The organism is Enterococcus faecalis (assembly GCF_029024925.1).
GTDB lineage: Bacteria > Bacillota > Bacilli > Lactobacillales > Enterococcaceae > Enterococcus > Enterococcus faecalis.
In genome coordinates this window covers 2467213-2494072 of record NZ_CP118962.1, presented here as the reverse complement: position 1 = coordinate 2494072, position 26860 = coordinate 2467213, and the positions used below count along the sequence as shown (strand labels likewise).

General features: G+C 36.3%; 28 protein-coding genes, 3 pseudogenes and 1 other annotated feature. Of the genes and pseudogenes, 24 read left to right on the top strand and 7 right to left on the bottom strand.

The window, feature by feature from the left end; translation table 11 throughout:
- Positions 1-7: 7 nt before the first annotated feature.
- Entirely contained in the window at positions 8-892 is an 885-nt protein-coding gene (locus PYW42_RS12420; RefSeq protein WP_002410875.1) for a LysR family transcriptional regulator, read from the bottom strand.
- Positions 893-999: 107 nt separating this feature from the next.
- Between PYW42_RS12420 and PYW42_RS12415 the strand changes: the two genes are divergently transcribed.
- The 7 genes from PYW42_RS12415 (at position 1000) to PYW42_RS12385 (ending at position 9548) form a co-directional block, all read left to right on the top strand.
- On the top strand, positions 1000-1581 hold the full coding sequence (locus PYW42_RS12415) for a DapH/DapD/GlmU-related protein (RefSeq protein WP_002355105.1): 582 nt from the start codon (positions 1000-1002) through the stop codon (positions 1579-1581).
- On the top strand, positions 1581-2318 hold the full coding sequence (locus PYW42_RS12410; RefSeq protein ID WP_002359155.1) for an SDR family oxidoreductase: 738 nt from the start codon (positions 1581-1583) through the stop codon (positions 2316-2318). Before PYW42_RS12415 ends, PYW42_RS12410 begins: the two co-directional genes overlap by 1 nt.
- 180 nt (positions 2319-2498) lie before the next feature.
- The gene (locus PYW42_RS12405) at positions 2499-3812 is read left to right on the top strand and encodes an NCS2 family permease (protein ID WP_002410876.1); all 1314 of its coding nucleotides are present in this window, start codon (positions 2499-2501) and stop codon (positions 3810-3812) included.
- A gap of 158 nt (positions 3813-3970) precedes the next feature.
- The gene (gene thiI, locus PYW42_RS12400; RefSeq protein ID WP_010709068.1) at positions 3971-5185 is read left to right on the top strand and encodes a tRNA uracil 4-sulfurtransferase ThiI; all 1215 of its coding nucleotides are present in this window, start codon (positions 3971-3973) and stop codon (positions 5183-5185) included.
- Between the two features lie 129 nt (positions 5186-5314).
- The gene (locus PYW42_RS12395) at positions 5315-5962 is read left to right on the top strand and encodes a redox-sensing transcriptional repressor Rex (protein ID WP_002380866.1); all 648 of its coding nucleotides are present in this window, start codon (positions 5315-5317) and stop codon (positions 5960-5962) included.
- 63 nt (positions 5963-6025) lie between these two features.
- On the top strand, positions 6026-6514 hold the full coding sequence (gene tpx, locus PYW42_RS12390; RefSeq protein WP_010730870.1) for a thiol peroxidase: 489 nt from the start codon (positions 6026-6028) through the stop codon (positions 6512-6514).
- A gap of 49 nt (positions 6515-6563) precedes the next feature.
- Positions 6564-6803: a binding site (T-box leader), on the top strand.
- Positions 6804-6905: 102 nt separating this feature from the next.
- Entirely contained in the window at positions 6906-9548 is a 2643-nt protein-coding gene (locus PYW42_RS12385) for a valine--tRNA ligase (protein WP_002401043.1), read from the top strand.
- Between the two features lie 46 nt (positions 9549-9594).
- Here PYW42_RS12385 and PYW42_RS12380 read toward each other — a convergent pair whose 3' ends face one another.
- Together PYW42_RS12380 and PYW42_RS12375 are read right to left on the bottom strand one after the other, a co-directional pair.
- Positions 9595-10194: a TVP38/TMEM64 family protein gene (locus PYW42_RS12380; RefSeq protein WP_002361109.1), complete on the bottom strand. Its 600-nt coding sequence runs from the start codon at positions 10192-10194 to the stop codon at positions 9595-9597.
- A complete protein-coding gene (locus PYW42_RS12375; protein ID WP_002396518.1) occupies positions 10187-12751 on the bottom strand; it encodes a YfhO family protein in 2565 nt (854 codons plus the stop codon). Before PYW42_RS12375 ends, PYW42_RS12380 begins: the two co-directional genes overlap by 8 nt.
- 248 nt (positions 12752-12999) lie before the next feature.
- On the opposite strand from PYW42_RS12375, the gene PYW42_RS12370 reads away from it, so the two are divergent.
- From PYW42_RS12370 to radC, 3 genes and pseudogenes are all read left to right on the top strand, one after another.
- Positions 13000-14322, top strand: coding sequence for a bifunctional folylpolyglutamate synthase/dihydrofolate synthase (locus tag PYW42_RS12370; protein ID WP_002410879.1), 1323 nt, complete (start codon positions 13000-13002; stop codon positions 14320-14322).
- Positions 14306-14965: an HAD family hydrolase gene (locus tag PYW42_RS12365; RefSeq protein ID WP_002398690.1), complete on the top strand. Its 660-nt coding sequence runs from the start codon at positions 14306-14308 to the stop codon at positions 14963-14965. The genes PYW42_RS12370 and PYW42_RS12365 overlap by 17 nt, the downstream gene beginning before the upstream one ends.
- Positions 14966-15020: 55 nt before the next feature.
- Positions 15021-15569, top strand: a pseudogene (radC, locus tag PYW42_RS12360) (RadC family protein); the annotation flags it as partial.
- Between the two features lie 24 nt (positions 15570-15593).
- On the opposite strand, the gene PYW42_RS12355 reads toward radC, so the two are convergent.
- From PYW42_RS12355 to PYW42_RS12340, 4 genes are all read right to left on the bottom strand, one after another.
- Positions 15594-16961: a recombinase family protein gene (locus tag PYW42_RS12355; RefSeq protein ID WP_002406157.1), complete on the bottom strand. Its 1368-nt coding sequence runs from the start codon at positions 16959-16961 to the stop codon at positions 15594-15596.
- A 109-nt stretch (positions 16962-17070) separates the two neighbouring features.
- Entirely contained in the window at positions 17071-17502 is a 432-nt protein-coding gene (locus PYW42_RS12350) for a hypothetical protein (RefSeq protein ID WP_010784248.1), read from the bottom strand.
- A gap of 87 nt (positions 17503-17589) precedes the next feature.
- Positions 17590-17934 carry an ImmA/IrrE family metallo-endopeptidase gene (locus tag PYW42_RS12345; RefSeq protein ID WP_002406159.1) on the bottom strand — a complete coding sequence of 115 codons (345 nt, stop codon included), beginning with the start codon at positions 17932-17934 and terminating at the stop codon, positions 17590-17592.
- A gap of 17 nt (positions 17935-17951) precedes the next feature.
- Entirely contained in the window at positions 17952-18284 is a 333-nt protein-coding gene (locus tag PYW42_RS12340) for a helix-turn-helix domain-containing protein (protein WP_002406160.1), read from the bottom strand.
- 320 nt (positions 18285-18604) lie between these two features.
- Here PYW42_RS12340 and PYW42_RS12335 point away from each other — a divergent pair, with 320 nt between their 5' ends.
- The 14 genes and pseudogenes from PYW42_RS12335 to PYW42_RS12270 form a co-directional block, all read left to right on the top strand.
- The gene (locus tag PYW42_RS12335; protein ID WP_002364354.1) at positions 18605-18781 is read left to right on the top strand and encodes a helix-turn-helix domain-containing protein; all 177 of its coding nucleotides are present in this window, start codon (positions 18605-18607) and stop codon (positions 18779-18781) included.
- Positions 18782-18791: 10 nt separating this feature from the next.
- Positions 18792-18935, top strand: a complete 144-nt coding sequence (locus PYW42_RS12330; protein WP_002393055.1) for a hypothetical protein — start codon at positions 18792-18794, stop codon at positions 18933-18935.
- A gap of 193 nt (positions 18936-19128) precedes the next feature.
- Positions 19129-19545: a hypothetical protein gene (locus PYW42_RS12325; RefSeq protein WP_002370016.1), complete on the top strand. Its 417-nt coding sequence runs from the start codon at positions 19129-19131 to the stop codon at positions 19543-19545.
- Between the two features lie 108 nt (positions 19546-19653).
- Complete coding sequence (locus PYW42_RS12320) at positions 19654-19878, top strand: hypothetical protein (RefSeq protein ID WP_002367281.1); 225 nt, start codon at positions 19654-19656, stop codon at positions 19876-19878.
- Between the two features lie 100 nt (positions 19879-19978).
- Complete coding sequence (locus PYW42_RS12315) at positions 19979-20944, top strand: recombinase RecT (RefSeq protein ID WP_010717378.1); 966 nt, start codon at positions 19979-19981, stop codon at positions 20942-20944.
- Positions 20907-21722: a PD-(D/E)XK nuclease-like domain-containing protein gene (locus PYW42_RS12310; protein ID WP_010816192.1), complete on the top strand. Its 816-nt coding sequence runs from the start codon at positions 20907-20909 to the stop codon at positions 21720-21722. Before PYW42_RS12315 ends, PYW42_RS12310 begins: the two co-directional genes overlap by 38 nt.
- 15 nt (positions 21723-21737) lie before the next feature.
- A complete protein-coding gene (locus tag PYW42_RS12305) occupies positions 21738-22514 on the top strand; it encodes a DnaD domain protein (protein WP_010816191.1) in 777 nt (258 codons plus the stop codon).
- A gap of 11 nt (positions 22515-22525) precedes the next feature.
- Positions 22526-23365 (top strand): ATP-binding protein, encoded by an 840-nt coding sequence (locus PYW42_RS12300; protein ID WP_002410882.1) that lies wholly within the window; start codon positions 22526-22528, stop codon positions 23363-23365.
- Between the two features lie 285 nt (positions 23366-23650).
- Positions 23651-24115, top strand: a complete 465-nt coding sequence (locus PYW42_RS12295; protein ID WP_010708607.1) for a DUF1064 domain-containing protein — start codon at positions 23651-23653, stop codon at positions 24113-24115.
- Between the two features lie 11 nt (positions 24116-24126).
- Positions 24127-24732: a hypothetical protein gene (locus PYW42_RS12290; RefSeq protein WP_002410885.1), complete on the top strand. Its 606-nt coding sequence runs from the start codon at positions 24127-24129 to the stop codon at positions 24730-24732.
- A 15-nt stretch (positions 24733-24747) separates the two neighbouring features.
- Positions 24748-24954 carry a hypothetical protein gene (locus PYW42_RS12285; RefSeq protein WP_002385650.1) on the top strand — a complete coding sequence of 69 codons (207 nt, stop codon included), beginning with the start codon at positions 24748-24750 and terminating at the stop codon, positions 24952-24954.
- A gap of 53 nt (positions 24955-25007) precedes the next feature.
- A pseudogene (locus PYW42_RS12280) lies at positions 25008-25178 on the top strand (DNA methyltransferase); the annotation flags it as partial.
- Between the two features lie 87 nt (positions 25179-25265).
- Positions 25266-26225, top strand: a complete 960-nt coding sequence (locus tag PYW42_RS12275) for an IS30-like element IS6770 family transposase (RefSeq protein ID WP_000221326.1) — start codon at positions 25266-25268, stop codon at positions 26223-26225.
- A 9-nt stretch (positions 26226-26234) separates the two neighbouring features.
- A pseudogene (locus PYW42_RS12270) lies at positions 26235-26819 on the top strand (DNA methyltransferase); the annotation flags it as partial.
- Positions 26820-26860 lie beyond the last annotated feature (41 nt).

The following is a 26860-nucleotide window of genomic DNA, read 5'->3' as shown; positions in this document are numbered from 1 at the left end:
CGACCTATTATTCAGGGCGTTGAATACTTTTTTTTATTTGTTCTAAAAATAATGCAGCAGCTGTGGAAAGAACCGTATTTTTGCACCAAATTAAACTAATTTTGGCTGTTAAAGCAGGATATAGCGGGATAAAACGTAAATTTGTTTGCTTTGTTTCTAGAATACCATCAATGCTTAGGGCGCTACCTAGCCCAGCTTCTACCATCAGTGAAGCGTTGTAAAGTAAGTTGTAGGTCCCAACGATTCGGAACTGATCTAGACTTGCTTCGAGCCAATCAGAGAGTTGGCTCGGAACTTGTGCTTGTCGAGAAATAAATAAAGGTTCTTCTTTTAAATCGGCTGCAGTAATAACATTTTTAGTGGCTAAGGGATGGTCCTTTACAGTAATTAAGCCCCATGTATCTACAACTGGTAATGTTAAATAGCTATATTTTTGTTTAGGTGCAGGCTCAATAATTAAACCAAAATCTAATAATCCTTTGTCTAGCCGTTCTATTACATCATCTGCATTCCCACTGTATAAATGAAGGTGAATATCAGCTGAGTGCTGGCTTGTTATTTGTTGTAGTGCATTCGCTAAAAAAGACATAGCTTTTGTTTCGCCGCCACCAATCGTGATTTCGCCATTAATGAATTCATTTTGCGACAAGTTGGTGACTGTTTTATTCGCTAAGCTTAAAATATCTTGCCCTTGTTTAGCTAAATATTCTCCTTCAGGTGTTAGTTGTATTTGTCGATTTCCTCGTATAAATAATGTCACGCCTAATTCTTCCTCTAATTCTTTTAATTGCTTAGATAACGTTGGTTGTGATACATGCAATTGTTTGGCTGCGCCACTAATCGTTTTTTCTTGGACCACTGCTAAGAAATAGTGAATCACTCGTAATTCCATTACTTTCCCTCCTATAACTAAAACGCATACTTATCTATTTATTATAAGTATTAGACAGAGGAGTTGTCACGTATTACGATAAATTTAGCAAAAGGAGGCGATTAGGAATGCTTACAAAAAATCTCCAAGAACTAATTGCAACAGGTAGCATTGATAAAGATGAACCACTATTTCAACTTATTCATCAGATTCAAGAGGAAAATAGTCGCTATTTAATAGAATTAAATCAACAAGCCTATACACATAATGAAGTAAGGAATCTTCTTGCCACGATTATCCAAGACAAAATTGACGAAACCGTTACGATTTTATTGCCTTTTTATACAGATTTTGGACGCAATATACATTTTGGTAAAAATATTTTTATTAATCGGGCAGCTATGTTTGTTGATTTAGGGGGCATTATAATTGAAGACAATGTTTTAATTGGTCCGCGCGTTAATCTCTTAAGTGTCAATCATCCGGAACTGCCAATGAAACGGCGAGGTGTATTGCTAGCACCGATTACCATTAAAAAATTTGCGTGGTTAGGCGCGGGTGTCACTGTTTTACCAGGTATTACGATTGGTGAAAATGCTATCGTAGCAGCTAATGCGACTGTAACTAAAGATGTGCCAGCTAACGCTATTGTTGCAGGAACACCAGCTAAAATTATTCGTTGGATTCAGGAAGATAAGGAGGAAATATAATGAAATCATTATCAGAAAAAGTTATTGTTATCATGGGCGCTTCCAGTGGCATCGGTGAGGCAACAGCCCGTTTACTTGCCAGAAAAGGAGCGAAGTTAGTCATTGCAGCACGTCGACAAGAACGTTTAATTGCTATAAAAAAAGAACTTCCTGAAGCAACGATTCTCGTGCAACAAGCAGATGTAACGAAAGAAGAGGAAGTTCAGCGTGTAATCAAGCTTACAATGGAAAAATATGGACGAATTGATGTTCTTTTTAACAATGCAGGAGTTATGCCAACGGCGCCTCTTATTGAAGCACCAAAAGGAGAATGGCGTCAAATGCTAGATATTAATATTATGGGTGTTTTAAATGGCATTGCGGCAGTTCTTCCAATTATGGTTGAACAAAAATCAGGGCAGATTATTGCTACTGATTCTGTGGCAGGACATGTCGTTTATCCAGATTCGGCTGTCTACTGTGGAACAAAGTTTGCTGTTCGAGCAATTATGGAAGGATTGCGACAAGAACAAAGAGAGAATAACATTAAATCAACGATTATTTCACCAGGTGCTGTACAAACAGAACTTTATCAAACAATTTCTAATCGAGTAGTAGCTGAAACGTTACATCTAGAACAGTTAAGTTGGGGCTTAAAGGCGGAAGACATTGCGCAAGCAGTGGTCTTTGCCATAGACACGCCAGATCGTATGTCAATCAGTGAAATGGTTGTTCGCCCGACCACACAAACGATTTAATTTAAAAAGTATTCCTAGAAAGGAATACTTTTTTTAATCGTGATTGTTCGTTTTTTACAGAATTTAGAATTTGATATTTACTTATTTGTTGGTTTATTATATGATTAAACACGTTGTTTCATTAATAAATTGAATATTTTACGAACATTGTAAAATGTTTAGATTTTAGGAGGACGGAACATGAAAGAAAAAATAAGTTCATATTTTGAACTTGAACAATTGAATACGAATATGAAACGAGAAATGTTAGCTGGTTTCACCACGTTTATCTCGATGGCGTATATTTTGTTCGTTAATCCAACCGTACTTGGTGCTTCTGGCATGGACGAAGGCGCTGTTTTTACTGCCACCGCTTTAGCGAGTGCCTTAGGTTGTATTTTAATGGGTGTGTTGGCGAAATATCCGATTGCGACAGCACCAGCTTTAGGAATTAATGCATTCTTTGCTTATTCAGTCTCTGTTGGTATGGGGATTCCTTGGCAAACGACATTAGCAGGCGTTTTTGTGGCTTCATTGATATTTATTTTTATTACAATTTTTAAATTACGCGAGCTAATTATTGATGCAATTCCTGCAGACTTGAAATTTGCCATTTCAGGTGGGATCGGGTTGTTTATTGCTTTTCTTGGTTTAAGCCAAGGTGGCTTAATTGTGGCTAATGATGCGACACTCGTTGGCTTAGGACCTTTGAATGTTGGTTCAACGTGGGTTACCATTGTCGGCTTAGTCGTAACTGCAATTTTGTTAGTTCGTCGAGTACCGGGTGGTATTTTTATTGGGATGGCGATTTCAACGATTGTTGGTTTAGCGACAGGCGTTATTCCAATGCCTGATAAGATTATTTCAAGCGCGCCAAGTTTAGAACCAACATTTTTAGTGGCGTTAGGACATGTGAAAGATATCAATACGATTCAAATGTGGGTCGTGGTTTTAACGTTCCTATTAGTAACATTCTTTGATACCGCTGGTACGTTGGTGGGCTTAGCCAATCAAGCAGGTTTTATGAAGGACAATAAAATGCCGCGTGTGGGGAAAGCTTTAGCCGCTGATTCAACAGCGATGTTAGCTGGTTCTCTATTAGGGACATCGCCAGTTGGCGCATATGTCGAATCATCTGCGGGGATTGCTGTGGGTGGTCGTTCAGGAATCACAGCTATTACAACCGGGATTTTATTTATTTTCAGTTTGCTATTTTCTCCTTTGTTAGCAGTTGTCACTTCGCAAGTTACAGCACCAGCGTTGATTATTGTTGGCGTTTTGATGGCACAATCCTTAAGCAAAATTAAATGGAACGAAATGGAAATTGCAATCCCTTCCTTCTTAATCTTGTTAGGAATGCCATTGACATATAGCATTTCAGATGGGATTGCCTTAGGCTTTATCTTCTATCCAATTACAATGATTGCGGCAAAACGTGGGAAAGAAGTTTCGCCAATTATGTATGGCTTGTTCTTTGTTTTTGTCGGATTCATGTGGATCCTGAATGCGCAATAAGCAAGAGAGAAAGTTATCAAATAGTTGATTCATAAGACAATGAACTTATGAATCAACTATTTTTTTCGACTAAGCACTAGAAAAACGCCCCTTATTTGATGTATAATTTGCAAAGACATTGACCTGTGAAGATACAGGAACAGAGAGGAATTAATTGAGTGAAGTATACAGAAATTATGGTTCGCTATGGCGAATTATCAACTAAAGGAAAAAATCGTAAAACGTTTATCATGCAGTTAGCACAAAATGTGAAACGTGCGTTAGCTGATTTTCCAGCATTGAAAATCCATGCAGATCGAGATAGAATGCATATTTTATTAAATGGGGAAGATAGTGAAGGAGTGATTCCGAAACTAAGTAAAGTGTTTGGAATTCAAAATTTTTCGCCAAGTATTCGTATTGAAAAAGAAATGCCAGCGATTCGTGCAATGGTTCAAGAGGTTGTTCGGGAAGTTTATACGCCAGGTAAGACGTTTAAAATTACTGCTAAACGCTCGGACCATTCATTTGAACTTGATTCAAATGGCTTGAATCAAGAATTAGGTGGGGCCGTTATTGAAGCCATTCCGGAAATTCAAGTACAAATGAAAAAGCCTGATATTAACTTAAGAATTGAAATTCGTAAAGATGCGGCGTATTTATCTTATGAAACGATTCGCGGTGCGGGTGGATTGCCAGTGGGCACCAGTGGTCGTGGTATGTTGATGTTGTCAGGAGGCATTGATTCACCAGTTGCTGGTTATTTAGCTATGAAACGTGGCGTGGAAGTGGAAGCTGTCCATTTTGCTAGTCCACCTTATACAAGTGAACAAGCGTTACAAAAGGCTAAAGATTTAGCTGAAAAATTAGTCCCTTATGTAGGAACTATTCAATTTATTGAAGTGCCCTTTACAGAAATTCAAGAAGAAATAAAACGAGTTGTTCCCCAAGGCTACTTAATGACCATTACACGACGTTTAATGTTACGCTTAACAGATGCAATTCGTGAAATGCGGAAAGGTTTAGTCATTATTAATGGTGAATCGTTAGGACAAGTGGCTTCGCAAACACTTCAAAGTATGGTAGCAATTAATGAGGTTACTTCAACACCGATAATTCGACCCGTTGTTTCAATGGATAAGACAGAAATTATCGAAATTGCCGAAAAAATTGACACGTTTGAATTAGCCATCCAACCCTTCGAAGATTGTTGTACAATTTTTGCGCCACCGCAACCGAAAACACGACCTCGCTTGGATAAAGCGCAAGATTATGAAGCGCGCTTAGACTTGGAAGGTTTAATGGCTCGGGCCTTAGAAGGACTCAAAATTACAGAGATTTCAGCAGAAACAGCGAAAGATAAACAAGAAGACGAATTTGCAGATTTCCTATAAGAAATAAATACAGTGACGGTCGCTTAGACGTCACTGTATTTATTTTGTACTTATTTCACAAACAAGTTGCTCGGAGAGGGGAACCGTGATAAACTGAATATGTGAAGTAGGTAACAAGGAGGACAGAGGATGGAGAAAAAAATGCCTAAAGCAACGGCAAAACGTTTGCCGGTTTATTTACGTTATTTAAAAATGTTAGGGGATTCTGGTGTTAAACGCATTAAATCACGAGAGTTTAGTGAAATGATCCAGATTCCTTCTGCAACGATTCGGCGTGATTTTTCCCACGTTGGTGAACTGGGCCGAAGCGGTTATGGTTACGATGTGCCGTATTTAATTGAGGTATTTAGTAATATTTTAAATACGCAAGAAGAAAAAAGAATTGCTCTGATTGGTTGTGGCAATTTAGGCAAGGCATTATTAAAAAATAATTTTAGACGCAACGAGAATTTGAATATTGTCTGTGCTTTTGATAATGATTTGGCTTTAGTTGGCACCACGATTAATGGGTTATTAGTTCATGATATGTCTGAGTTAGAAGCATTCGTTCGACAAGAAGGGGTCACGGTAGCCATTTCTACAGTACCAAGTCACCATGCTCAAAAAGCCATCGACAAAATTGTACAAGCGGGTGTGACTGCGATTTTAAATTTTGCGCCAGACCGTGTCAGTGTGCCAGCCAACGTTAGTGTGCAGTATATTGATTTAACAACGGAACTGCAAACACTGATTTATTTTAATGAAACTTTTTCACTAGCAAATAGCCCAAAGCAATAAAATTGTCTTCATAAAAATCCTCTACTATACTTATTATTGAAAGTAGAAAAGGAGGATTTCAGAATGAATGTTACAAGAAAAGGGCACGTATTAGAATTGACAGGTGAACAGCCCGAAGTTGGCACAAAAGCCCCCGTCTTTTCTTTGAAAAATTTAAACAACCAAGAAATCAACTTGGCAGATTATAAAGGTAAAACGGTTTTAATTAGTGTGGTTCCTGATATCGACACACGTGTTTGTTCACTGCAAACGAAACGTTTCAATCAAGAAGCGGCGAAATTAGACGGTGTTCAGATTATCACGATTTCCAATAACACAGTTGAAGAACAAGCAAATTGGTGTGCCGCTGAGGGTGTCGAAATGGAAATGCTTCATGATACTGAAGACTCATTTGGTGCAGCTTATGGTTTGTATATTCCAGAAATGGGCCGTTTAGCACGTGCTATTTTTGTGATTGACCCAGAAGGAACGTTAGTTTATGAAGAAATCGTCTCAGAAGTTTCGTCGGAACCCGATTATCAACAAGCGTTAGAAGCTACAAAAAAAGTGTAATCCCTCTAGATTACAAATTGACTTTGTTTGCGCTTCATTGTAGAATGAAGCAAAGACAGCGAACAAGAGGAGTATCATTGGCGTCGTTTTAGAGAAAAAGTCGTTCAGGTGCAAGACTTTTACACAACCAGTGAGAAGGTAGCTTGTGAGTCAATGGTTTGAACACAGTACGTTAGTAGAACGATTCGTTTCGTGAACGTTATCTCACGAATGAGTGGCATTTGAATGAATTCAATTCAAATGCAATTTAGGTGGTACCGCGTAAATAAGATGAATCTACGCCCTAAAATACGAAAGTATTTTAGGGCGTATTTTAGTGTTTAGCCCAAAAAACTCATTTGTAAAATAATTACCGCTCCAAATCGCGTATTTTAAGAAAGAAGGGGAAAAAATGTCAGAAGAAAAAAACTTACCAACGAAATATCAACCGACAGAAATCGAAGCTGGCCGTTATCAAAAATGGCTAGATCAAGATTTATTTAAACCAAGTGGCGACAAAAAAGCGAAGCCCTATTCAATTGTTATTCCACCACCTAATGTAACAGGGAAGCTACACTTAGGGCATGCTTGGGATACAACATTACAAGATATGATTATCCGCCAAAAAAGAATGCAAGGCTTTGATACGTTATGGCTGCCAGGAATGGACCATGCCGGAATTGCCACGCAAGCAAAAGTAGAAGAGAAACTAGCACAACAAGGAATTTCACGTTACGACTTAGGTCGTGAAAAATTTGTTGATCAAGTGTGGGAATGGAAAGAAGAATATGCTTCTCACATTCGTGAACAGTGGGCAAAAATGGGTCTTTCTTTAGATTACAGCCGTGAACGTTTCACTTTAGATGAAGGGCTATCTGAGGCTGTTCGTAAAGTGTTTGTCTCTCTTTACGAGAAAGATTTGATTTACCGTGGTGAGTATATCATTAACTGGGATCCGAAAGCGAAAACAGCATTGTCTGATATTGAAGTAATCCATAAAGATATTGAAGGAGCTTTTTACCACATGAGCTACCCATTATCAGATGGTTCTGGCGTTGTTGAAATTGCGACAACGCGTCCTGAAACAATGTTGGGAGATACGGCGATTGCGGTCCATCCAGAAGATGAACGGTATCAGGAACTTATTGGTAAGACAGTTGTCTTGCCATTAGTAGATAAAGAAATTCCAATTATTGCGGATGACTATGTAGATATGGAATTTGGAACAGGGGTTGTAAAAATCACACCTGCCCATGATCCAAATGACTTTGAAGTCGGTAATCGTCATGACTTACCTCGAGTAAATGTTATGAACGAAGACGGCACGATGAATGAACTGGCTGGAAAATACGAAGGAATGGATCGTTTTGCCGCACGTAAAGCGATTGTCTCTGACTTGAAAGAATTAGGTCGCTTAATTAAGATCGAAACAATGAATCACAGCGTGGGCCATTCAGAACGAACAGGCGTTGTCGTGGAACCTCGTTTATCGACCCAATGGTTTGTAAAAATGGGACCATTAGCTGAAAAAGCAATAGAAAATCAAGAAACAGAAGACGCTGTTGAATTTTATCCACCACGCTTCAATCAAACATTTTTACGTTGGATGGAAAATATTCATGACTGGGTTATTTCGCGACAATTATGGTGGGGCCATCAAATTCCTGCTTGGTATCACAAAGAAACGGGCGAGATGTATGTTGGGATGGAAGCACCAGCCGACAGTGAAAACTGGGTTCAAGATAGTGACGTCTTAGATACATGGTTTAGTTCTGCTTTATGGCCATTTTCAACGATGGGTTGGCCAGATGAAGCAAGCGAAGATTATCAACGTTACTTCCCAACAAGCACATTAGTTACTGGCTATGATATTATTGCCTTTTGGGTAAGTCGTATGATTTTCCAAAGCTTAGAGTTTACAGGCGAACGTCCCTTCCAAAATGTCTTAATTCACGGCTTAATTCGTGATGAGCAAGGACGCAAAATGAGTAAATCATTGGGGAATGGGATTGATCCAATGGATGTCATCGAAAAATATGGCGCAGATGCATTGCGTTGGTTCTTATCAAATGGTTCAGCTCCAGGTCAAGATGTTCGTTTTAGTTATGAAAAAATGGATGCTTCTTGGAACTTTATCAATAAGATCTGGAATGCAAGTCGCTTCGTTATCATGAATGTAGAAGGTATGACTGCTGCAGATATTGACTTTAGTGGTGAAAAGACTGTCGCTGATCGTTGGATTTTAACGCGCTTAAACGAAACAGTCGCCCGTGTGACAGAATTATTTGATCGTTTTGAATTTGGTGAAGCAGGTCGCCAATTATACAACTTCATCTGGGATGATTTCTGTGATTGGTATATTGAAATGAGTAAAGAAATTCTTTACGGAGAAAATGAAGCAGCTAAACAAACAACACGGAGCATCTTGGTGTACACATTGGATCAAATCTTACGCTTATTGCATCCAATTATGCCGTTTGTAACAGAAGAAATTTGGGAAAAAATTCCGCATCAAGGTGAGTCATTGGTTGTGGCAGAGTACCCAGTTGTTCATGAAGAATTTAACGATGAAGCAGCAGCTCGAGGAATGGAAGTTCTGAAAGAAGTTATTCGTTCGGTTCGGAATATTCGAGCAGAAGTGAATACACCACTTTCTAAACCAATTACCTTGTTAATTAAAACAAACGATACAGAAGTAGAAGAATTTTTAACAGCTAATACTAGCTACTTGGAACGCTTCTGTAACCCAGAGGAATTAGTCATCAGTCGTGAAATAGAAGCGCCAGAATTAGCCATGTCCGCTGTTTTAACAGGCGCAGAACTATTCCTACCATTAGCTGGGTTGATTAATATCGAGGAAGAAATTGCTCGCTTAGAAAAAGAATTAGACAAATGGACAAAAGAAGTCAAACGTGTGCAAGGCAAACTTTCAAATGAACGTTTTGTGTCAAATGCACCAGATGAGGTCGTGGAAGCAGAACGTGCAAAAGAAAAAGACTACCTTGAAAAACAAGAGGCTGTCAAAGAACGGATTGCCCAATTACGTTCAATCTAAAAAAGAAAAGACAACAAAACCAAACGTTGGTTTTGTTGTCTTTTTGTTATAATTTGCCAAATAATTGAAACAAATACAACATTAAGTAGCTGTAAGTAGCCACAGACCAGAATTTCAATAAAAGAACAATTTTCATGAATTCTTTTAAAGAAATATCTGTAATTCCCGCCACTAAACAAACAATATCATCTGGAGCGAAGGGGACTAACATAGTAAAGATTAAGAGCTTTTTGACATTGTGTTCATTTTTGTCCAAAATCTCTTCAAATTTTTTGTATTTATTGGGTGAAAGGATTATTTTTACAAAGCTACGTCCATAGTAACGAACCAGTAAAAAGCCAATAAACTCACCAATAATCAATCCAAGATAGCTATACAAAAGTCCTTGCAAATTGCCAAACATCAACATTCCTGCAACAGAAGAGATTCCTCCAGGTAGAATAGGGATAATCACTTGGACGATTTGTAAAAGAACGAAACACAGAACCGCATAGTTACCAAACTGTTTAATAAAAGCTTGCAAGGAAGCAACAGAATGAAAAATCCCTCTGGAATATCCCCATAAAATTAAGCCGAAGAAAAGCACCAGTCCAACTAGGGGTAACCACCGAATGAGTCCATTTAAAAATTTTTTCTGATTAGTCATGAGTGGCCTCCTGACGTTTTCGACGGTATTTTTTAAAGCCAAGATAACCAGCCGTTCCCAGTAAAATCGTTCCGCTGACGGCAGTGCCGAGATAAATCATTCTTGGATGATAGGCAAAGGTTAACTGCTGTTTGCCAGCTGGGACTTCAACAGCTAAAAAGCCACCTAGAATGCGTTGTGTTTTTAAGGGTTCTTTTTGTAGCGACGATTTGACTTGCCAATCTTGGTCATAAGGAATGGACGTATACAGTAACTGAGTGTCATTTCCAGGTACATTCAGTGCGCCATTTAAATGGCCTTTTTTAGTTGCATTCACGTGAAGAGCTTGTTGGCGTAATTTGTCAACCGCACGATTAAAGGCTGTTTGGTCTAAAGTTTGAAGTTGCCAATTGGTTAAATCAACCACTTGTTCAGCAGTTAGTGACAGGGTCACGGTAGTTCCTTTTTCAAAATGCCCTAAATTGAACAGTTGATTGGTTGCAATATAAATCGGCGTCGAGATAACTTGTTGGTTTACCTTCAATTGTGTAACCTTTTTCCATTTTAAATTCGGAATATAAAGATGCAAGTCACCAGTGCTATTCACTTTAAATGTTGCTTCAATTGTTTCGTTGGTATGATGAGGTTCATTTATCAACGAAGCTGTTTTAAAGTAAGGTTTATCCGTCGGCACGAGCGTTTGCAGGAGTTCTTCTTGGGCATCTAAAGGATTATTTTTTGCTAATTTTAACTTGGTTAATGCGGTTGGCGCCAAAAAGCCCATACCGATCGCTTCATCATTTTCCATGATTTTCGTGGAACCAACTGTTTTTAGCAATTTTTCACTCGTAGGTTTTTCAATTGGTAAAAAGTCATATTTCACATTTAAAAGTAAATTGGTTAGTTGTGAATTATCCACATAAGCAATCCGGCGATCATTTTTTCGATATAAACCTAGCGCACTTAATGTGTCTTGGGTAGTGGCAGTTAAAGTCGAAGTATAGCTAGAAACGCCAGCATAGCCATAAAGTAAAGGATTGTTGTAGCCGTTATTGATTTCACGGAACCCTGTTTCTTTGGAAGGAATGACTTGTTTCATGCGATAAAGTTCTGGTGCTGAGGCCATTTTTTCATCGATTAATTGGCTGTGTTTTCGGTAATCTTGGGCAAATGTTGCTTGGCTACCAAAGGGCATGTGTTTAAAAGAAATCCAGAAATTCGTTGTTAATTCTGTGCTGACCAGTAAGAATAAAGCAACGACTACATAGTTTCTTAAGGCCTTTTTGTGTGCTAAACGCAAGCAAAAGAAAATCAACCAAATAAAAAGTAAACTTAGCCATAAATAATTGATCGAAATTAAGAGATTCTTTTGTGGACCATAATACAAAGATCCGTAGCCAATGACTAACAGCAGACTAAAAATAATAGGTGCGGTCCAAGGAATGGTCACTTTTTTAAGCCAAACTTCATAGGCAAAGACAATCAATAAAAAGCTAAAAATAAAGACATTTCGGTAAGGGAAACCAGCTGGGCTTTGAAACATGTGCCAGACAGTATTAAAGGCTTCTAACCAAAAGCTTAAAAAAAGAATGAATAAAAGAATTGCTGAAGCTATTCTTTCTTTTAACGCAATTTGTTTCGTTTGAAAATAGGCAACACAGAGGAGTGTCACAAATAATCCAGCAAAAACGGTTGGTAAATGGTCTAAACGCAACTCATAATTAATAGAACCTAAGCCTAATTGCGAGAAGAACGAAGTGTTGAACTTAGGCGTTAAAAAGAACGTCGAGACATCAAAGTCTGCTTTTTTTGTATAGAGCATCCCTTCTGCTGCAGGTAATAATAAAAAGCTAGTTGCGGTTCCTGTTAAAAAAGAAACGAGGATGAATAACGGACTTTGTTTAAAAAATTGCCGAATAGCATGGGCTTGGGTATTCTTTTTAAAGAACCAATAGATACTGTACAAAACAGCAAAGAGACAAATCATATAACCCATGTAGTAATTCGTCACAATCGCTAAAAACAGGGTTATACTGTATAAGCCCCATTTGCGTTGATCCCATAAACGTTGGAGTCCCAATAAGATAAGCGGGAATAGAATCAGTGCATCCAACCACATAAAGTTTTGGCTATAGACGGTGACAAAGCCACAGAAACTATAGGACGTTGAAAAAAGTAACGTGGTGCCATCAACTTTTTGATAGGTGTATTTTAAATAGCTAAACATCGTCGTGCCCATCAAGGCAAGTTTTAAGGTAATAATCCATAAAATTGCTATAGGTAATTGTTCATAAGGAAAAAAGAAAGCCAACACATTAAAAGGGCTCAGTAAGTAATAGGCTGCCAAAGGAACAATCGACTCACCAATCTCATTGGAAAAAGAGTAGAATGTAGTTATTCCCTCGTGAAAAGAGCGTTTTAAAAAACTCAAGAAAGGCATGTATTGTGTGCCTAAATCACTAACTAATAAGTTGTTGTCACCAAAAGGCGCAAGTTGTAATGTCATCCATACAAGCAACAGAAGTAAAAACGGCAAGAAAAAACTTCCTAACCATAAAAGCTTCGATTTGTTTTTCATCAAAATAAGTCCACCTTTATAAAAAAATCATGAATAAGCGTGTTGAACGCTCTAAAAATAGTTTTTAATTGGCTGGCTGGAACGAACCATCCAGAATGTTAGTTTACCATAAGTTCATTAATGTATCCGCTAATAACGCAAAATTATGAAAAATGCAAAAAGTTTTCAAGAAAAAGTTTCAATTGGTTATTAGTGAAAAAGTCACCTAACTTAGTTATAATGTAGAAGAAGACAAGGAGTTGGACAAGATGCAATTAACAATAGAAGAAGCCATTGAATGGATTCATAGCCGGTTACCCTTTGGTTCAAGACCTGGTTTGGATCGGATTAATGCGTTATTAGAAAAAATTGATCATCCAGAAAACAAAGTGCCAACGATTCATATCGCAGGAACCAATGGTAAAGGCTCAACCGTGACATATTTACGCTGTCTATTAGAAGAAATGGGCTTGAAAGTCGGAACCTTTACCTCTCCTTATATTGAATCATTTAATGAAAGAATTGCGATAAATGGTCAACCAATTTCAGACGAACAATTGATTACCTATGTGGAAAAGTATCAACCAATCATTCAAGAATTAGACCAGATCACTGAAGTGACTGGAATTACAGAATTCGAAACATTGACAGGAATGGCCTTGGACTATTTCGTGAATGAACAAGTGGATATCGCCGTTGTTGAAGTTGGCTTAGGTGGATTACTTGATAGCACCAATGTCGTGAAGCCATTATTGACGGGAATTACGACAATTGGGAAGGATCACACAGAAATTTTAGGTGAAACAATTGCTGAAATTGCCTATCAAAAAGCGGGTATTATTAAAGAAAAAGTCCCAGTAGTAACAGGCAATATTTGTGCTGATGCGCTAGCAGTCATTGAAAAAGTCGCACAAGAAAAACAGAGTCCAATTTTTCGTTTTGGCAAAGAGTATCAAGTGGAATATCTACATCCTGATACACAATGGGGGGAAGTATTTAATTTCTATGGAGAAATGGGCAAACTGACAAAGATTAAAGTTCCCTTGTTGGGGCGTCACCAAGTAGAAAATGCGGCGGTAGCTATTCAATTATTTGACAAGTATTGCCAACTACAACATTTGCCGTTTAAAGAACGAGACATTACTCAAGGGTTGGCTAAAGCGCAATGGCCAGCTCGAATGGAACGTCTTAGTGATGAACCGTTGATTGTTTTAGATGGTGCCCACAATGATCATGCAGTAAAACGCTTAGTTGAAAACTTGCGCAAAGAGTTTCCACAACACACGATTCATATTTTATTTTCAGCTTTAGCAACTAAAGATGTGGATGAGATGATTCAGGACTTAAAGCAAGTACCGAATGCGCATCTTTACTTAACTAGCTTTGATTACCCTAAAGCTATTGCACTTACAGAAATGGAAAAATATGAAGACGATTTAACAGAAATTGTGTCTTTATGGCAATTTGGCTTAGGCGAAATTTTAGAAAAAATGTCGACAGATGATTTATTATTAGTAACAGGTTCATTATATTTTGTTTCTCAAGTAAGAGAATTACTTTTAACTATAGGAGGAAATGATGAAGAAATTTGATGGCGTAATTTTTGATATGGATGGGTTGCTTTTTGATACGGAGTTGATTTACTATACATCTACTCAAAAAGTAGCAGATGCAATGGGGTTACCATATAGTAAAGAAGTCTATTTAGACTATGTTGGGATTTCCGATGAAGAAGTACAAGAGAATTACCGACGTATTTATGCATCCTATGGTCACGACACAGTGGAAGAATTTATCCGCCGTTCTTATGATGATACCCTGCAAGAGTTTCAATCTGGTAATGTACCTTTAAAACCAGGGGTGGTGGAATTTCTCGACTTTTTAGATGATCAAAAAATTCCTCGATTAGTTGCTTCAAGTAACGTCCGTCCAGCAATTGAAATGTTATTAAGCCATGCTGGGATTCAGGATCGTTTTGTAGGGATCGTTTCAGCAGAGGATGTTAAACGAGCAAAACCAGACCCAGAAATTTTTCAAAAAGCTCGTCAACTTTTAGGAACAGAAGCCCCGAAAACCTTGATTTTCGAAGACTCATTTCATGGGGTAAGTGCGGCTCATAGTGCGGGCATTCCAGTGATCATGGTACCTGATTTATTGCAACCAACTGAAGTTATCCAAGAGAAAACATTACATGTCTTGGAGAGTTTACATCAAGCGCCACATTATTTAAAATAATAAAAACAACACTCCTTTGCGTAGTTTATTAATGACTAGCAAAGGAGGTTTTTTTATGCAAGTATCGGATCTGTTTATTCGTGAGATGCCGAGTGATTGTTTACCACGAGAACGGCTCTTGGCGATAGGAGAAAAAGCATTATCGAATCAAGAGTTGTTGGCGATTCTGTTACGCACTGGCTCAAAAGAAGCAGACGTGATGACTGTTGCCGCAACGCTGTTAAAACAGTTTAAGCAGCTTTCTTATTTGCAGCAAGCCACGTTGAACGAGTTAATGGCTATTAAAGGCATTGGCCAAGTGAAAGCCATTGAATTACGTGCGGCCATTGAATTGGGGTGTCGAATTTATCAAAGTAGTCAAATCAAATTTGGCAAAGTTACGTCCAGTCAACAAGTCGCTCAACGATTACTCCAAGAGATGAAGGGGCTGCAACAAGAACATTTAATTTGTATTTACTTGAATACCAAGAATGACATTATCCAACAGAAAACGATTTTCAAAGGTTCACTGAATCAAAGTATTGCTCATCCACGCGAAATTTTTCGGGAAGCGGTTAAATATTCTTCTGCTCGCATACTATTAGCTCATAATCATCCATCTGGTTAGTATTTATTAGTGCAAATAAAATCAATATCCTAAAAAATTTATTTTCAAATTTCCATCTGGATAAACCACAATATTTTTAATCACTTGCCGCCATAAAGAACTTTTTTCCGAAATAGTTAGCTGTTTATATCCATCTCTAAATTCAGCAGTAGAGTAGTTATGCAGTGAGTTCAAATCAATTTTAGCAATTTTATTATCTCTTTCAGGTATTAAAAGTGCTTCTAATTCTTCTCTGTCTTTTTTATATTCCTCTAATGTTATAACCTCATTTAGATAAGCTTTTTTTAGTCTATCTATTTTCTTTTTTATTTTATCGTTAGTATTCTTAGTTTTTTTTACTTCGGGTTCTTGTTGCATTTTTACAGACAGCTCTTCTGCTTGTTTTTCAATATTTTCCAGAAGGAAATTTTCTAGTGTAGTTTCATATATACCTTTTTTATTACTACATTTTTTTACGTTATTACGGTTTTTGGTGCATCTATATAAATGTCTTTCATTCGGGTTTGTCGTACCGTCTTTGCGTACATATCGGCTAATAACCGCCGTGGCGGAATAATTACAACCACATTCACTACAAACTAACAATCCAGTAAACATATAGTCGCGTTTTTTATTCATACGAATATTTTTTGAAAGTTGTAATTGTACCCTTTCGAATACGTCACGATCAATAATAGGTTCACAAAAATTTTTATTATCTCGTAATTCACCAATGTATTTTCTATTAGTAAGCATTTGCCGAACGCTTTGATAATCTCTTGTCATGCTGAAATGATTTTCTAAATGTCTAACGGTGGCACGCATGCTACCAGTTTCTAAATAGTACTGGAAAATTTCTTTTACTATTTCAGCTTTTTCATTTGGAACAAGATGTTTGTCTTTGATTTCGTAGCCAAGGGGAACTTTTCCACTAACGACTTCACCTTTTCGTATTTTGTTATCAAAAACAGCACGTATTCTTTCAGAAGTCATCTGTGCTTCAAGCTCAGCAAAACCCATTGATTGATTTACAAATGAACGGCCCATTGCTGTTTCTGTGTTAAAGAAAGGTTGTGTAACGGCTAACCAAGTAACATTGTTTTTGTCTAGTATTTCTTGAATATTTAAATAATGACGTAAATTTCTAAACCATCTATCTAATTTTGTAAATAAGATCGTATCGATTCTTCCTTTTTTAACATCATCCAATAATTTTTGAAATTCATCACGATATAGTTTCTGACCTGAAATGCCATCATCTATATAAGTTTTGAATACTCTCATATTTCCTTGTTGTCTTACGTATTCATTTAAAGTGTGTTGTTGTTCATCCAAACTATCACCATGTTTAGCTTGTTGATCTGTAGACACACGTATGTATAACGCTACTTGTTTTATTTCATTTGCCATTGTTTCACCTCATTATTTTTGGTAAAATAGGCGTAACAAAATAAGCCTATTTTGGTTCTATTTTTAACGCACAACTTCTTGGTCGGAGGGTGCGTTATTTTTTTATAGATTATTGATCGCTCTTTAATGGTATTTCCATAGTTTTTGTTTTATCTAATGGGCTATATAAATAAAGAACAGTATATTTCGATTCGTCTTTTTTTGAATAAATAAGCGAAAAATCATAAATTTTGTCTTGAAAAGTGAATTTTCCTCCACCATTCATAACATTCTTGTATACTTCACCAGTATCGGCGTTAATTTCATCAGGAAACTGGTTAACTTTGATGCTAGATAAATCAATTTTAAAATTATCAATTGCATAGTTTTTAGTTATTTGTTTTTCAGCGATGGTTGCAAACTCAGCTTTCGCATGACTATCTGTTTCAACTATACTATTATTAGTCTTGTCATAATCAACCTTAGTTACTTCAGAATCAGTACACGCAGCTAATGAAATAATACTAATAACCACTAATCCTAGCATTGCTATTTTTTTCATTTTTAAATTAATCCTCATTTCTGTTATAATATTTTTATCAGCAAATCTCGAAATGAGGTATAAGTCCGTGTTGTCGCACGGGCTTTTTTATTTTAGATAAGTTTCTTGCCCCATTTTTAAATTATAATGTGTAATTACGTTAGAATAATTAAACTGACCATCGTTTTTTTCAATCAAACATTCGAACATATAATGTTCAGCTTCTGCTTCCATTTTTGATCTAAAAATAGGGATGTTGTATAGTGCCATCAAATCAGCATGATCTTTCACGTGCTTAAATTCATGATAAATTGCTTCTTCTTGTTCTTCAGTAGATAAATTTTGATTAACAAAAATCACACCATGTTCTGATTCGAAGCAAGCTTTTTTGTGTAATGTAGTAAAGACCAACTCCACATTATATTCTTCAACCAACTCTTTGATACTTTTCATATAGCACAACCTTTAAATTATTTTCCGAATCTTCCTTTCAAGTAAGCACGAATAACTTCTCTGTCATGATCATCAAGTGGTTCACCATCAAAGCTCATGACGTTATCTAGTACATCGTCTAAATCATCAGTTTTTTTTTCGACAAAAGGTTCTGGATTATCAACTATTCCTAAAATATAATCAGTGGAAATATTTAAATATTTAGCAACTTTAGTCAAATTTTCACCGCCAGGAGTTTTTTTCTTCCATCCATATAATACATTTTGACTAATTCCAACTCGATTTTCTAACTCATTAATGGAAATACCTCTACGGTCTGTAATTTTTTTTATTCTATCAAATGCTGTCATATCAAAGCTCCTTAAAGCTTTACAGACCTATTTTTATTCTAAAGATTAATTTTTTGTCGAAAATGGTTGACTTTTAAACTTTAGAATAATATACTATGTCCGTAAGCTAATTTATTAGCTAATAAGTTCTCAAATAAAACCAATAAATAAAATGTAAAAATCGTTGGGGAACGGTAATAGTGTTTATTTACTAGTCTTTAAAAGGCTTATTTAACTATGATTACATTTTAATCTATAGGTTAAAATGTGTCAACAGGTTTTATTAAATTAGCTAATTTTTTAGCTTACAAATTAAAAATAAAAGGGAGTGAGTAATAAATATGTCACAAGACTTAGCGATTGATGTTAGAGCAGCTCTAATTCGTGCAGGCAAAAACCAATCTTGGTTAGCAAAACAACTGGGGATTTCAAGCCCTTACTTGTCAGATATTCTTCATGGTCGTAGACGTTCAGAAGAGCAAGTTCAGAAAATCAAAAAAATCTTAAATATCAAGTGAGGTGAATAAAATGGCAGATCAAGTAAATATTGATTTATTAGGTCAAGCATATTGTAACGTTATGACACGTAAAACAGGCATCACGCATACGTACACTATTAAAGGAAAGGACGATAAAAAACAAAATGAAAAAAATGTACAGAAACCTAAATAGGTTAACCTACGGATTATATATATTCGGAGTGGGTTTATTAATCGGCACTAAAGCAGACGGAAAGATTTTACTGATTTATGCACTGGTGTTGATGACTTATAACCTTGTCATTGAATTATGTTCATTTAATAGTTGGATCGCCGATAACGCTGGTGAACATTACAAGAGGAAACAGAATCGCGAGGTGAAGTAAATGAATGTATTCGACGTAATAGGAATAGTCGCAATTCCATTAGCTATCTTGTGTTTTCATAATTGGGTAATTAGTGAACGATTAAGTGAAGCTGAAAACCGAATAAATAGTTTAACCATTCAACAAATGAACTCACGACCAACATTTCAAGATAGTAGGACAGGAGCTGTTTTACCAACTCGACAACAAGCTATACCACCACATATGAAAACTAAGACTAAATCGGTTTTGAATGAACATGAAACTGAAATGGTTAAAGAAGTAGTACTAGAAAAAATCGATGTATTGAAGAATAATTTGCAATTTATGCAATCTAATCAACGTAAACACAATAGCGTTTATACATTAAATCAGCTTGAAAGACAATTGACTCTGTATGAAAGAATTTACAAAAAGATGTCTGATGATGAGGAATGAAAAGATGGAACAACAAATAAAGACCTACTTCGACGGCCATCAAAGTAGGTCAATTACAAAAATAAATGTTTACAAAAGTATAACACAAATCAAAACGGAGGAAAAACAATGATTGAAGTAAGAGGTTTAAGTGATGATGTTTACGAATTAATGTTAGCGAATGCTCAAAATAGGATTGTTCAATCAATTCGAACTGCAGCAGCAAATGGTAACACAAGTTGCGTAGTGAATAGTAAAGGTCTTACATCAACGTTTTTATCTCAATTAGAAACAGAAGGATTTGATCACGTTGAACTTGAAGAAAACAAAACGAAAATATTTTGGGAGTGGTGAAAATGCCTGAATTTGATTCATTAGGAGCTAGACAAGAGCCGCTAGAAGAAAAAGAAGCATTAGAGCCAACATGGGAATATGACGAAGAAGAGGAGAATCAATGATGGGGGAAATTATTTTACAAAAAGACGTTACTGATGCAGTTTCTAACAGAATTAAAGGTTTAGAGCAGGATGGGTTACAATTGCCAGCTAATTACAATGCATCGAATGCTCTAAAATCAGCATGGTTTGCAATTCAAAAAGTACAAGATCGAAATAAAAGACCTGCTTTAGAAGTTGTTACAAAAGAATCTGTTGCTAACACTTTATTAGATATGGTTGTTCAAGGCCTAAGTCCAGCAAAAACCCAATGTTATTTTGTTGTTTATGGAAAAGAGTTACAAATGCAACGATCATATTTTGGAACACAAGCCGTTTTGAAACGTTTATCAAATGTTAAAGATATTTGGGCGGAAGTTGTTCACAAAGGTGATGTGTTTAGGATTGGCAGTGAAAAAGGCAGAACAGTCGTTAAAGAATTTGAGCCAGACTTCGCAAATCAAGACAATGAAATTATTGGTGCTTTTGCAGTAATTGAAAAAAACGATGGTGAACGTGTTTATACCGTTATGACAAAAAAAGAAATTGACAAATCTTGGAGCAAAGCGAAAACAAAAAATGTTCAAAATGATTTTCCAGGAGAAATGGCTAAACGTACAGTAATCAATCGAGCCGCTAAAACATTTATCAATACAAGCGATGATAGTGATTTACTGACAGATGCGATTAATAGAACAACAGAATACGAATATGATGAAAACAGACGTAAGGAAGCAGAACCAGTTGCAGATACAGCAATAGCACTTGAAGAAAAATTATTTGCCAACAATAAAAAAGTTATTGAGCAAGAAAACGATATTGAACAAGCAAACCCAATTGAAAAAGAAGATTTAACGAAAACGGCTGAACAAATTTTAGAAGAACCAGTTCAGGAAACTTTAGATGTGATGGCTGGTTATGAAACCAATCAGAAAGAGAGTGAAGCTGATGTCTCAACGATTGAAGAAGACGATTATCCTTTCTGATGAAAATTATTATTCACAAGAAGCGGACCTAGCTTATATGTCTGTCTCTCAATATAAAAAATTTCTTGAATGTGAAGCTGCAGCTCTTGCCAAGTTAAAAGGCGAATGGACACCAGAAAACGATCCAAAAGCATTGCTTGTTGGTAATTATGTTCATTCTTACTTTGAATCACCAGAAATTCATGAAGCATTTAAAGAAGAAAACAAAAGCAAGATGTTTTCTTCAAGAAAACCGTTTGGTCTACTGAAAGATTTCCAAATTGCGGAGCAGATGATTGAAAGATTAAAACAAGAAGAAGCCTTTTTAAATATTTATCAAGGCGAAAAAGAAGTGATCGTCACAGGTGAAATTGGCGGTGCAATGTGGAAAGGGAAAATCGATTGTTTAAATTTAGAAGAAAAGTATTTTGTAGACATCAAAACAACCAAAGATATGCATGAGAAGAAATGGGATGAACGTTTAAACAGAAAAGCAAACTTCATTGAACGCTTCGGTTACGTGTTACAAATGGCAGTTTATTGTGAACTGCTTCGCCAACAATATGACAAAAATTTTCTTCCTCTCATTGCAGCCGTTTCGAAACAAACACCTAGTGAAGCAAAACTAATCACTATTAGCGAAGAAAAAATGATTTACGAATTAGAAGAATTAAAAGAAAACATCGAGCATGTTGTGCGAGTGAAAAAAGGCGAAGAAGAACCAATCAGTTGTGGAACTTGTGAATATTGTAGAGGACACAACAAAATTACAAATTTTACCAGTATGGACGATTTATAAAAGGAGGCGAGCAGGTTGGCCATTGGAGGTTGGATAAAACTTTATAGGACCATTCAAGATCACTGGATTTGGGAAAATCCTCAATACCTTAAATGGTGGCTTGATTTAATATTCATGGCCAATCACCAAGACAGAAAGATTCTTTTTGATGGAGAGTTAAAAACGGTGAAAGTCGGAGAAAGAATTACATCCGAAAAAAAACTTTCTGAAAGGTGGGAAGTAAGCCGAAACACCGTCAGAAAATTTTTAGATTTGCTTGTTAAAGATGACATGATTGAATTAAGCAGAAGTAGACAAAACGGGACATGGTACAAAGTCAGTAACTACGCAGAATATCAAAGCTTTTCTGAAATGAAAAAACAACGAAGTGAACAACAAGCTGCACATCAAACTGAACAACGAACTGAACATAAACAAGAACCTAAAGAACCTAAGAACCTAAGAAGTAATAATAATAACAATAAAGGGTCGTCCATTCGTTCAATTTGGGAAAATAACGGATTTGGATTGATGTCGTCTAAAACTATGACCGATTTTGATTATTGGATTTCTGATTTTGAAAAAATCGGAGCTAGTCAAAAAGATGCTGAACAATTAATTGTTAAAGCTATTGAAATTGCTATTGATGCAAACGCAAGAAACTATAACTATATCAATGCCATATTGAAAGATTGGGAACAAAGAGGGTTCAAATCTGTTGATGATCGAGAAGCGGCAAGGAAGCAAAAGAAAACGATCAAGCAACAGAAATCAAATACAGGTCATTCGGATTACGATGATCTTGGATTTTAGGAAGTGAAAGAATGCAGTCAGCATCAGATGGATTTTCAAAAATGATTAAAACGTTGCTTTATATTACACCTGATCCATGTCCAGAGTGCGGAGGAAATCTTTATGCTTGGCGTGCAAAAAACAAAGATGGGTCCGATAGGTGTCCGCCAACTTGCATGGAATGTGGCTATAAAGCACGCAAAAAAGCAGAAGACCTTGAAACAGAGAAAATGTTTAACGATAGTTTGAAAGCCAGAGCGATTAATTACTTGAAGTACAGCTCTCTTTATACCGACAAAAATTTAATTAATTGTCGCTTTAAAACTTACAAAACAGTAGACACAGAAACCAAGCTTGCTTTTGAAATTGCTAAACGAGCTACAACTGAAATTCTTTTGAATAAACCAATTCATATGATTCTTTCAGGCAAAAGCGGTGTTGGTAAAAGTCATTTGGCTATGTCAACTGCTTGGGAAGTGTTGGAGAAATCAAACTATGATAAACGCTGCTTATTTATTAGTTATGCGGAACTCTTAGAACAGCTAAAATTTGCGATGAAAGATGAACAAGTCAGAAAGACAATAACAGGAACCTTAATGGCAGAGATTAAAAGCGCTGATTTAGTTGTTTTGGACGACTTAGGGGCCGAGTTAGGCGTTAAAGGGAATGACAGTACCAACTTTAATAATGACACCTTAAATCGCATTGTAGAAGCTCGGCAGAATAAAGCAACAGTATTTACAACGAACTTAACAGGTAAAGAAATGAGCCAAGCTTATGGGGAGAGAATCCTTTCTCGCATCATGAGTAATTCACAAGGTTTTGTGATGAAAATTGAGGGAACATCGGATAAGCGAGTATCAGGTATCTAAAATGTTATTTTTAGCGAATATATTCAGCGTAGGGAAGTTTTACAATCAAGCGAATATAAATAGATGTAAAGAAAGAAAAACGGCTTAAAACGCATTTTAAAGCCTTAAAAATAAATCGATAGAAAGGGGCTAAATAAGAATGAAGTGTGTTAGATGTCAAGATCAGCGTGTGATTTGGGGCAAAGACAGATTTAATTATGCAACACCTATTCCATGTCCAGGATGCAACAAAGATGGAAAAGCAGTTCGAGCGGAAACCGCAACCAAGGAAAGGGAGTTAAAACAATGCAATCACCAACAGCCCTGAATAAGCGAGGAAATAAAGTCACACTTGATGGATATATATTTGACTCGGAAAAAGAAGCAAAGTTTTATCAGCGATTTGTCAAAACGTGTGGTCTGCCTTTTGAAGTACACCCAAGATTTATAATGCACGAGAAGTGCGAAATACCAGGAGGGAACATTTCGAGCATTGCCTATTCACCAGATTTTATCATCAAGGATCACGATGGCAATTGGCTACATGTGATCGATATAAAAAATAGTTTTGGTGCCTATGGCATTGATCAATCAAATAAGCTTAGATTTAGACTGTTTGCCATGAAATATGGTCATCCAGTCGAGGCGGTTGTTATTAGGTCAAATGATTTTAAAGTCATTACACAAGGCGTAACTAAGCCGCTTAATGAGAAAAAACCATTCATCACAAATAATTTTAATTATCACTGGCGACAAGCCACAAACTACTAGGAGGTTTTACCATGACAAAACAAGTAAATTTCAGACCAGAAGTAAAGAAAGTGACATCTAAATCAAACGGAAATATCGAAGTGCTATTAGTGGTTAGCAACGCTTCATTAAAAGGGAAATATGAGAGTTTAAACGAATTTTTAGGCAAAACAGTATCAACAACCATCGAACCAGAAACAGTAGAATACAAGATACCAGTTAACAAACAGACCAATAAACCAAATGTCGAATACGTTGTAAATAACGACGGAACAGTTGAAGTTCTAAAAGAGGAACAAACTTCTTTAGAAATGGGCGATGATGTGCAAGAAGTCGAAGAAGTTGCTGTGCAAGTATCGAAAGAAACTATTGACGAATTCATCAAGAAGGCAACGACTATCGAATGGCCAGAATCAGTAACAATCAACGTTCGTGGCGTGTTGCATCGAATCGATGAAGGGGAAGCGCTAGAAGAAATTGCAGCTGATCATGATGTTTCAGTTGATAATCTAATCAATCAAGTAGAAATCGCACGCCAACATTTTGCACCGTTTGCAGATTCTTGGAGCAAAAACAAAGAGAACATCATTTTCCCTGAAAAGACAGTTGAAGATGATGAAGAAGAAATCGAAGAATAATCTCGTAGAAAGTGAGTGTTCATTTTGCTTGAGATTTATTATACGCCAACATCCGCAATAATTGCGGATGCATTGGCTAAAACATATGAGGTCGTTTCTTTAGACAAAGCTAGAAATATTGCCAAGAAATTTAAGGCTAGTTTAAAGCAGAAAACTGACCTTTATGTGATTGAGGGAATTTTGATTGATGCTGGTTATAAAAAAGAGCCAGTGAATTTGTGAGGAAGGAGTGGAGGTTTGGTCGACCACAAAGAATTCTTTACTCCTTTGAAATTATGATAGTATGGGCACTATTTGATAGTGGGAACGGGTGTTATAAACGTTCTGCACAAAAGTTTGAAGATATAGAAATATACAGCATAGGTTTGGATATTGAAAACAAGAATGACCATTTTATTCATCTGAATTTAGCGGACTATTCTTATATGTTTAATGATCGCGAATTGTAAAATTAAGTTAGAAAAATAAAAAGGCATTTATGGTACACTCAAATTGTATTTCCGACGAAAGAAAACAAAGGAGTGTAACCATAAATGACCTACAAACATCTTACCATAGACGAACTGACAATGATAGAATCATATTATCTTCAACATAATAAACCGGTTGAAATCGCTAACCGAATGGGACGTGCTATACAAACTATTTATAATGTAGTCAATAAGTTCAAGCAAGGCAAGACTGCTCTTGATTATTGGCACCAGTATAAAGAAAATAAGAAAAAATGTGGTAGAAAAGTCATTCAATTACCTGCTCATGAAGTAGATTACATTAAAGAGAAAGTCACTCTTGGTTGGACGCCTGACGTCATTATCGGGCGAAAAGAAAGGCCTGTTTCATGCGGTATGAGAACACTTTATCGTTTATTTTCTAAAGGGATATTTGATATTGACACACTACCGATGAAAGGTAAAAGAAAACCCAATGGCCATCAGGAAAAACGGGGAAAACAACAATATCAGCGCTCAATCCATGATCGACCTGATAATTATCCTGATTTCAATTCTGAGTTTGGTCACCTTGAAGGTGATACGATCGTTGGCATTCATCATAAAAGTGCCGTCATTACTTTAGTTGAAAGATTATCTAAAGTCATTATCACGATTAAACCCAACGGCCGTAAGGCATTAGATATTGAAACCGCCCTTAATCAATGGTTTTCTCGCTTCCCTAAAAACTTCTTTAAATCTATTACGTTTGACTGTGGAAAAGAATTTTCTAACTGGAAAGCCATTAGTAACCAACACGATATTGATATATATTTTGCGGACCCTGGAACACCTTCTCAACGCCCATTAAACGAGAATTCTAACGGGATTCTGCGTCGTAATGGACTGCCGAAATCAATGGATTTTAGAGAAGTGAATCAGACATTTATTTCCAGTGTCAGCAATCAACGTAATCATATTCCAAGAAAATCATTGAATTACAGAACACCAATTGAGATATTTTTGAGCTATGTACAAGAAGCATTTTATTCTAACTTAATTTGACAAATCATAGATAATAAATTATTCAAAGTTTTAGACAAATTACCTAAGCCAGATTTAATCATTGCAAGCCCACCGTGCGAAAGCTGGTCAGTAGCTAGTGCAATGAAAAATGGTAATGCTTGTTGGAAAAGAGAAGATGTAACAGATAATTTATTTGCACCACAGATATTACCAAGCCCGTTTACTATAAGAACCACAAAAGATTACGAAGATACTAATTATGTTTATGAACGACAATTTTTAAAAAGAGTGAATGGTGAGTTAACGGTTTTTAATACTATAAAAATTATAAAAAAGTACCAACCCAGATATTTCATTATTGAGAACCCGGCTAATGGTAAAATTTGGGAATATATTGAAGATGTCTTGAATTTTAAACTACCATTTAAAAATTTAACCAGGTATAACAATTATGATTATCCATTACAGAAGCCCACGAAATTTGCCAGTAATATTCATTTGGGATTGAAAAATAAAGTTATTAAACAAGAAATTGCCTGGGGCAATTTTTCCAAAAGCTATAATGAACGATCAAATATTCCAGAAAAATTAGTCGATGACATATTTAAAAAAGTTTTAGAGAAAAATAAATAGAAAGGAGTGGGAGATTTGCGGCCGCATAAAAAGCTTTTTGC

Bases quoted from the DNA above. Each gene is read 5' to 3' on its own strand.
- PYW42_RS12420 (WP_002410875.1), bottom strand. From the start codon at position 892: ATGGAATTACGAGTGATTCACTATTTCTTAGCAGTGGTCCAAGAAAAA.
- PYW42_RS12415 (WP_002355105.1), top strand. From the start codon at position 1,000: ATGCTTACAAAAAATCTCCAAGAACTAATTGCAACAGGTAGCATTGAT.
- PYW42_RS12410 (WP_002359155.1), top strand. From the start codon at position 1,581: ATGAAATCATTATCAGAAAAAGTTATTGTTATCATGGGCGCTTCCAGT.
- PYW42_RS12405 (WP_002410876.1), top strand. From the start codon at position 2,499: ATGAAAGAAAAAATAAGTTCATATTTTGAACTTGAACAATTGAATACG.
- PYW42_RS12395 (WP_002380866.1), top strand. From the start codon at position 5,315: ATGGAGAAAAAAATGCCTAAAGCAACGGCAAAACGTTTGCCGGTTTAT.
- tpx (WP_010730870.1), top strand. From the start codon at position 6,026: ATGAATGTTACAAGAAAAGGGCACGTATTAGAATTGACAGGTGAACAG.
- PYW42_RS12385 (WP_002401043.1), top strand. From the start codon at position 6,906: ATGTCAGAAGAAAAAAACTTACCAACGAAATATCAACCGACAGAAATC.
- PYW42_RS12380 (WP_002361109.1), bottom strand. From the start codon at position 10,194: ATGACTAATCAGAAAAAATTTTTAAATGGACTCATTCGGTGGTTACCC.
- PYW42_RS12375 (WP_002396518.1), bottom strand. From the start codon at position 12,751: ATGAAAAACAAATCGAAGCTTTTATGGTTAGGAAGTTTTTTCTTGCCG.
- PYW42_RS12370 (WP_002410879.1), top strand. From the start codon at position 13,000: ATGCAATTAACAATAGAAGAAGCCATTGAATGGATTCATAGCCGGTTA.
- PYW42_RS12365 (WP_002398690.1), top strand. From the start codon at position 14,306: ATGATGAAGAAATTTGATGGCGTAATTTTTGATATGGATGGGTTGCTT.
- PYW42_RS12355 (WP_002406157.1), bottom strand. From the start codon at position 16,961: ATGGCAAATGAAATAAAACAAGTAGCGTTATACATACGTGTGTCTACA.
- PYW42_RS12350 (WP_010784248.1), bottom strand. From the start codon at position 17,502: ATGAAAAAAATAGCAATGCTAGGATTAGTGGTTATTAGTATTATTTCA.
- PYW42_RS12345 (WP_002406159.1), bottom strand. From the start codon at position 17,934: ATGAAAAGTATCAAAGAGTTGGTTGAAGAATATAATGTGGAGTTGGTC.
- PYW42_RS12340 (WP_002406160.1), bottom strand. From the start codon at position 18,284: ATGACAGCATTTGATAGAATAAAAAAAATTACAGACCGTAGAGGTATT.
- PYW42_RS12335 (WP_002364354.1), top strand. From the start codon at position 18,605: ATGTCACAAGACTTAGCGATTGATGTTAGAGCAGCTCTAATTCGTGCA.
- PYW42_RS12330 (WP_002393055.1), top strand. From the start codon at position 18,792: ATGGCAGATCAAGTAAATATTGATTTATTAGGTCAAGCATATTGTAAC.
- PYW42_RS12325 (WP_002370016.1), top strand. From the start codon at position 19,129: ATGAATGTATTCGACGTAATAGGAATAGTCGCAATTCCATTAGCTATC.
- PYW42_RS12320 (WP_002367281.1), top strand. From the start codon at position 19,654: ATGATTGAAGTAAGAGGTTTAAGTGATGATGTTTACGAATTAATGTTA.
- PYW42_RS12315 (WP_010717378.1), top strand. From the start codon at position 19,979: ATGATGGGGGAAATTATTTTACAAAAAGACGTTACTGATGCAGTTTCT.
- PYW42_RS12310 (WP_010816192.1), top strand. From the start codon at position 20,907: ATGTCTCAACGATTGAAGAAGACGATTATCCTTTCTGATGAAAATTAT.
- PYW42_RS12300 (WP_002410882.1), top strand. From the start codon at position 22,526: ATGCAGTCAGCATCAGATGGATTTTCAAAAATGATTAAAACGTTGCTT.
- PYW42_RS12295 (WP_010708607.1), top strand. From the start codon at position 23,651: ATGCAATCACCAACAGCCCTGAATAAGCGAGGAAATAAAGTCACACTT.
- PYW42_RS12290 (WP_002410885.1), top strand. From the start codon at position 24,127: ATGACAAAACAAGTAAATTTCAGACCAGAAGTAAAGAAAGTGACATCT.
- PYW42_RS12275 (WP_000221326.1), top strand. From the start codon at position 25,266: ATGACCTACAAACATCTTACCATAGACGAACTGACAATGATAGAATCA.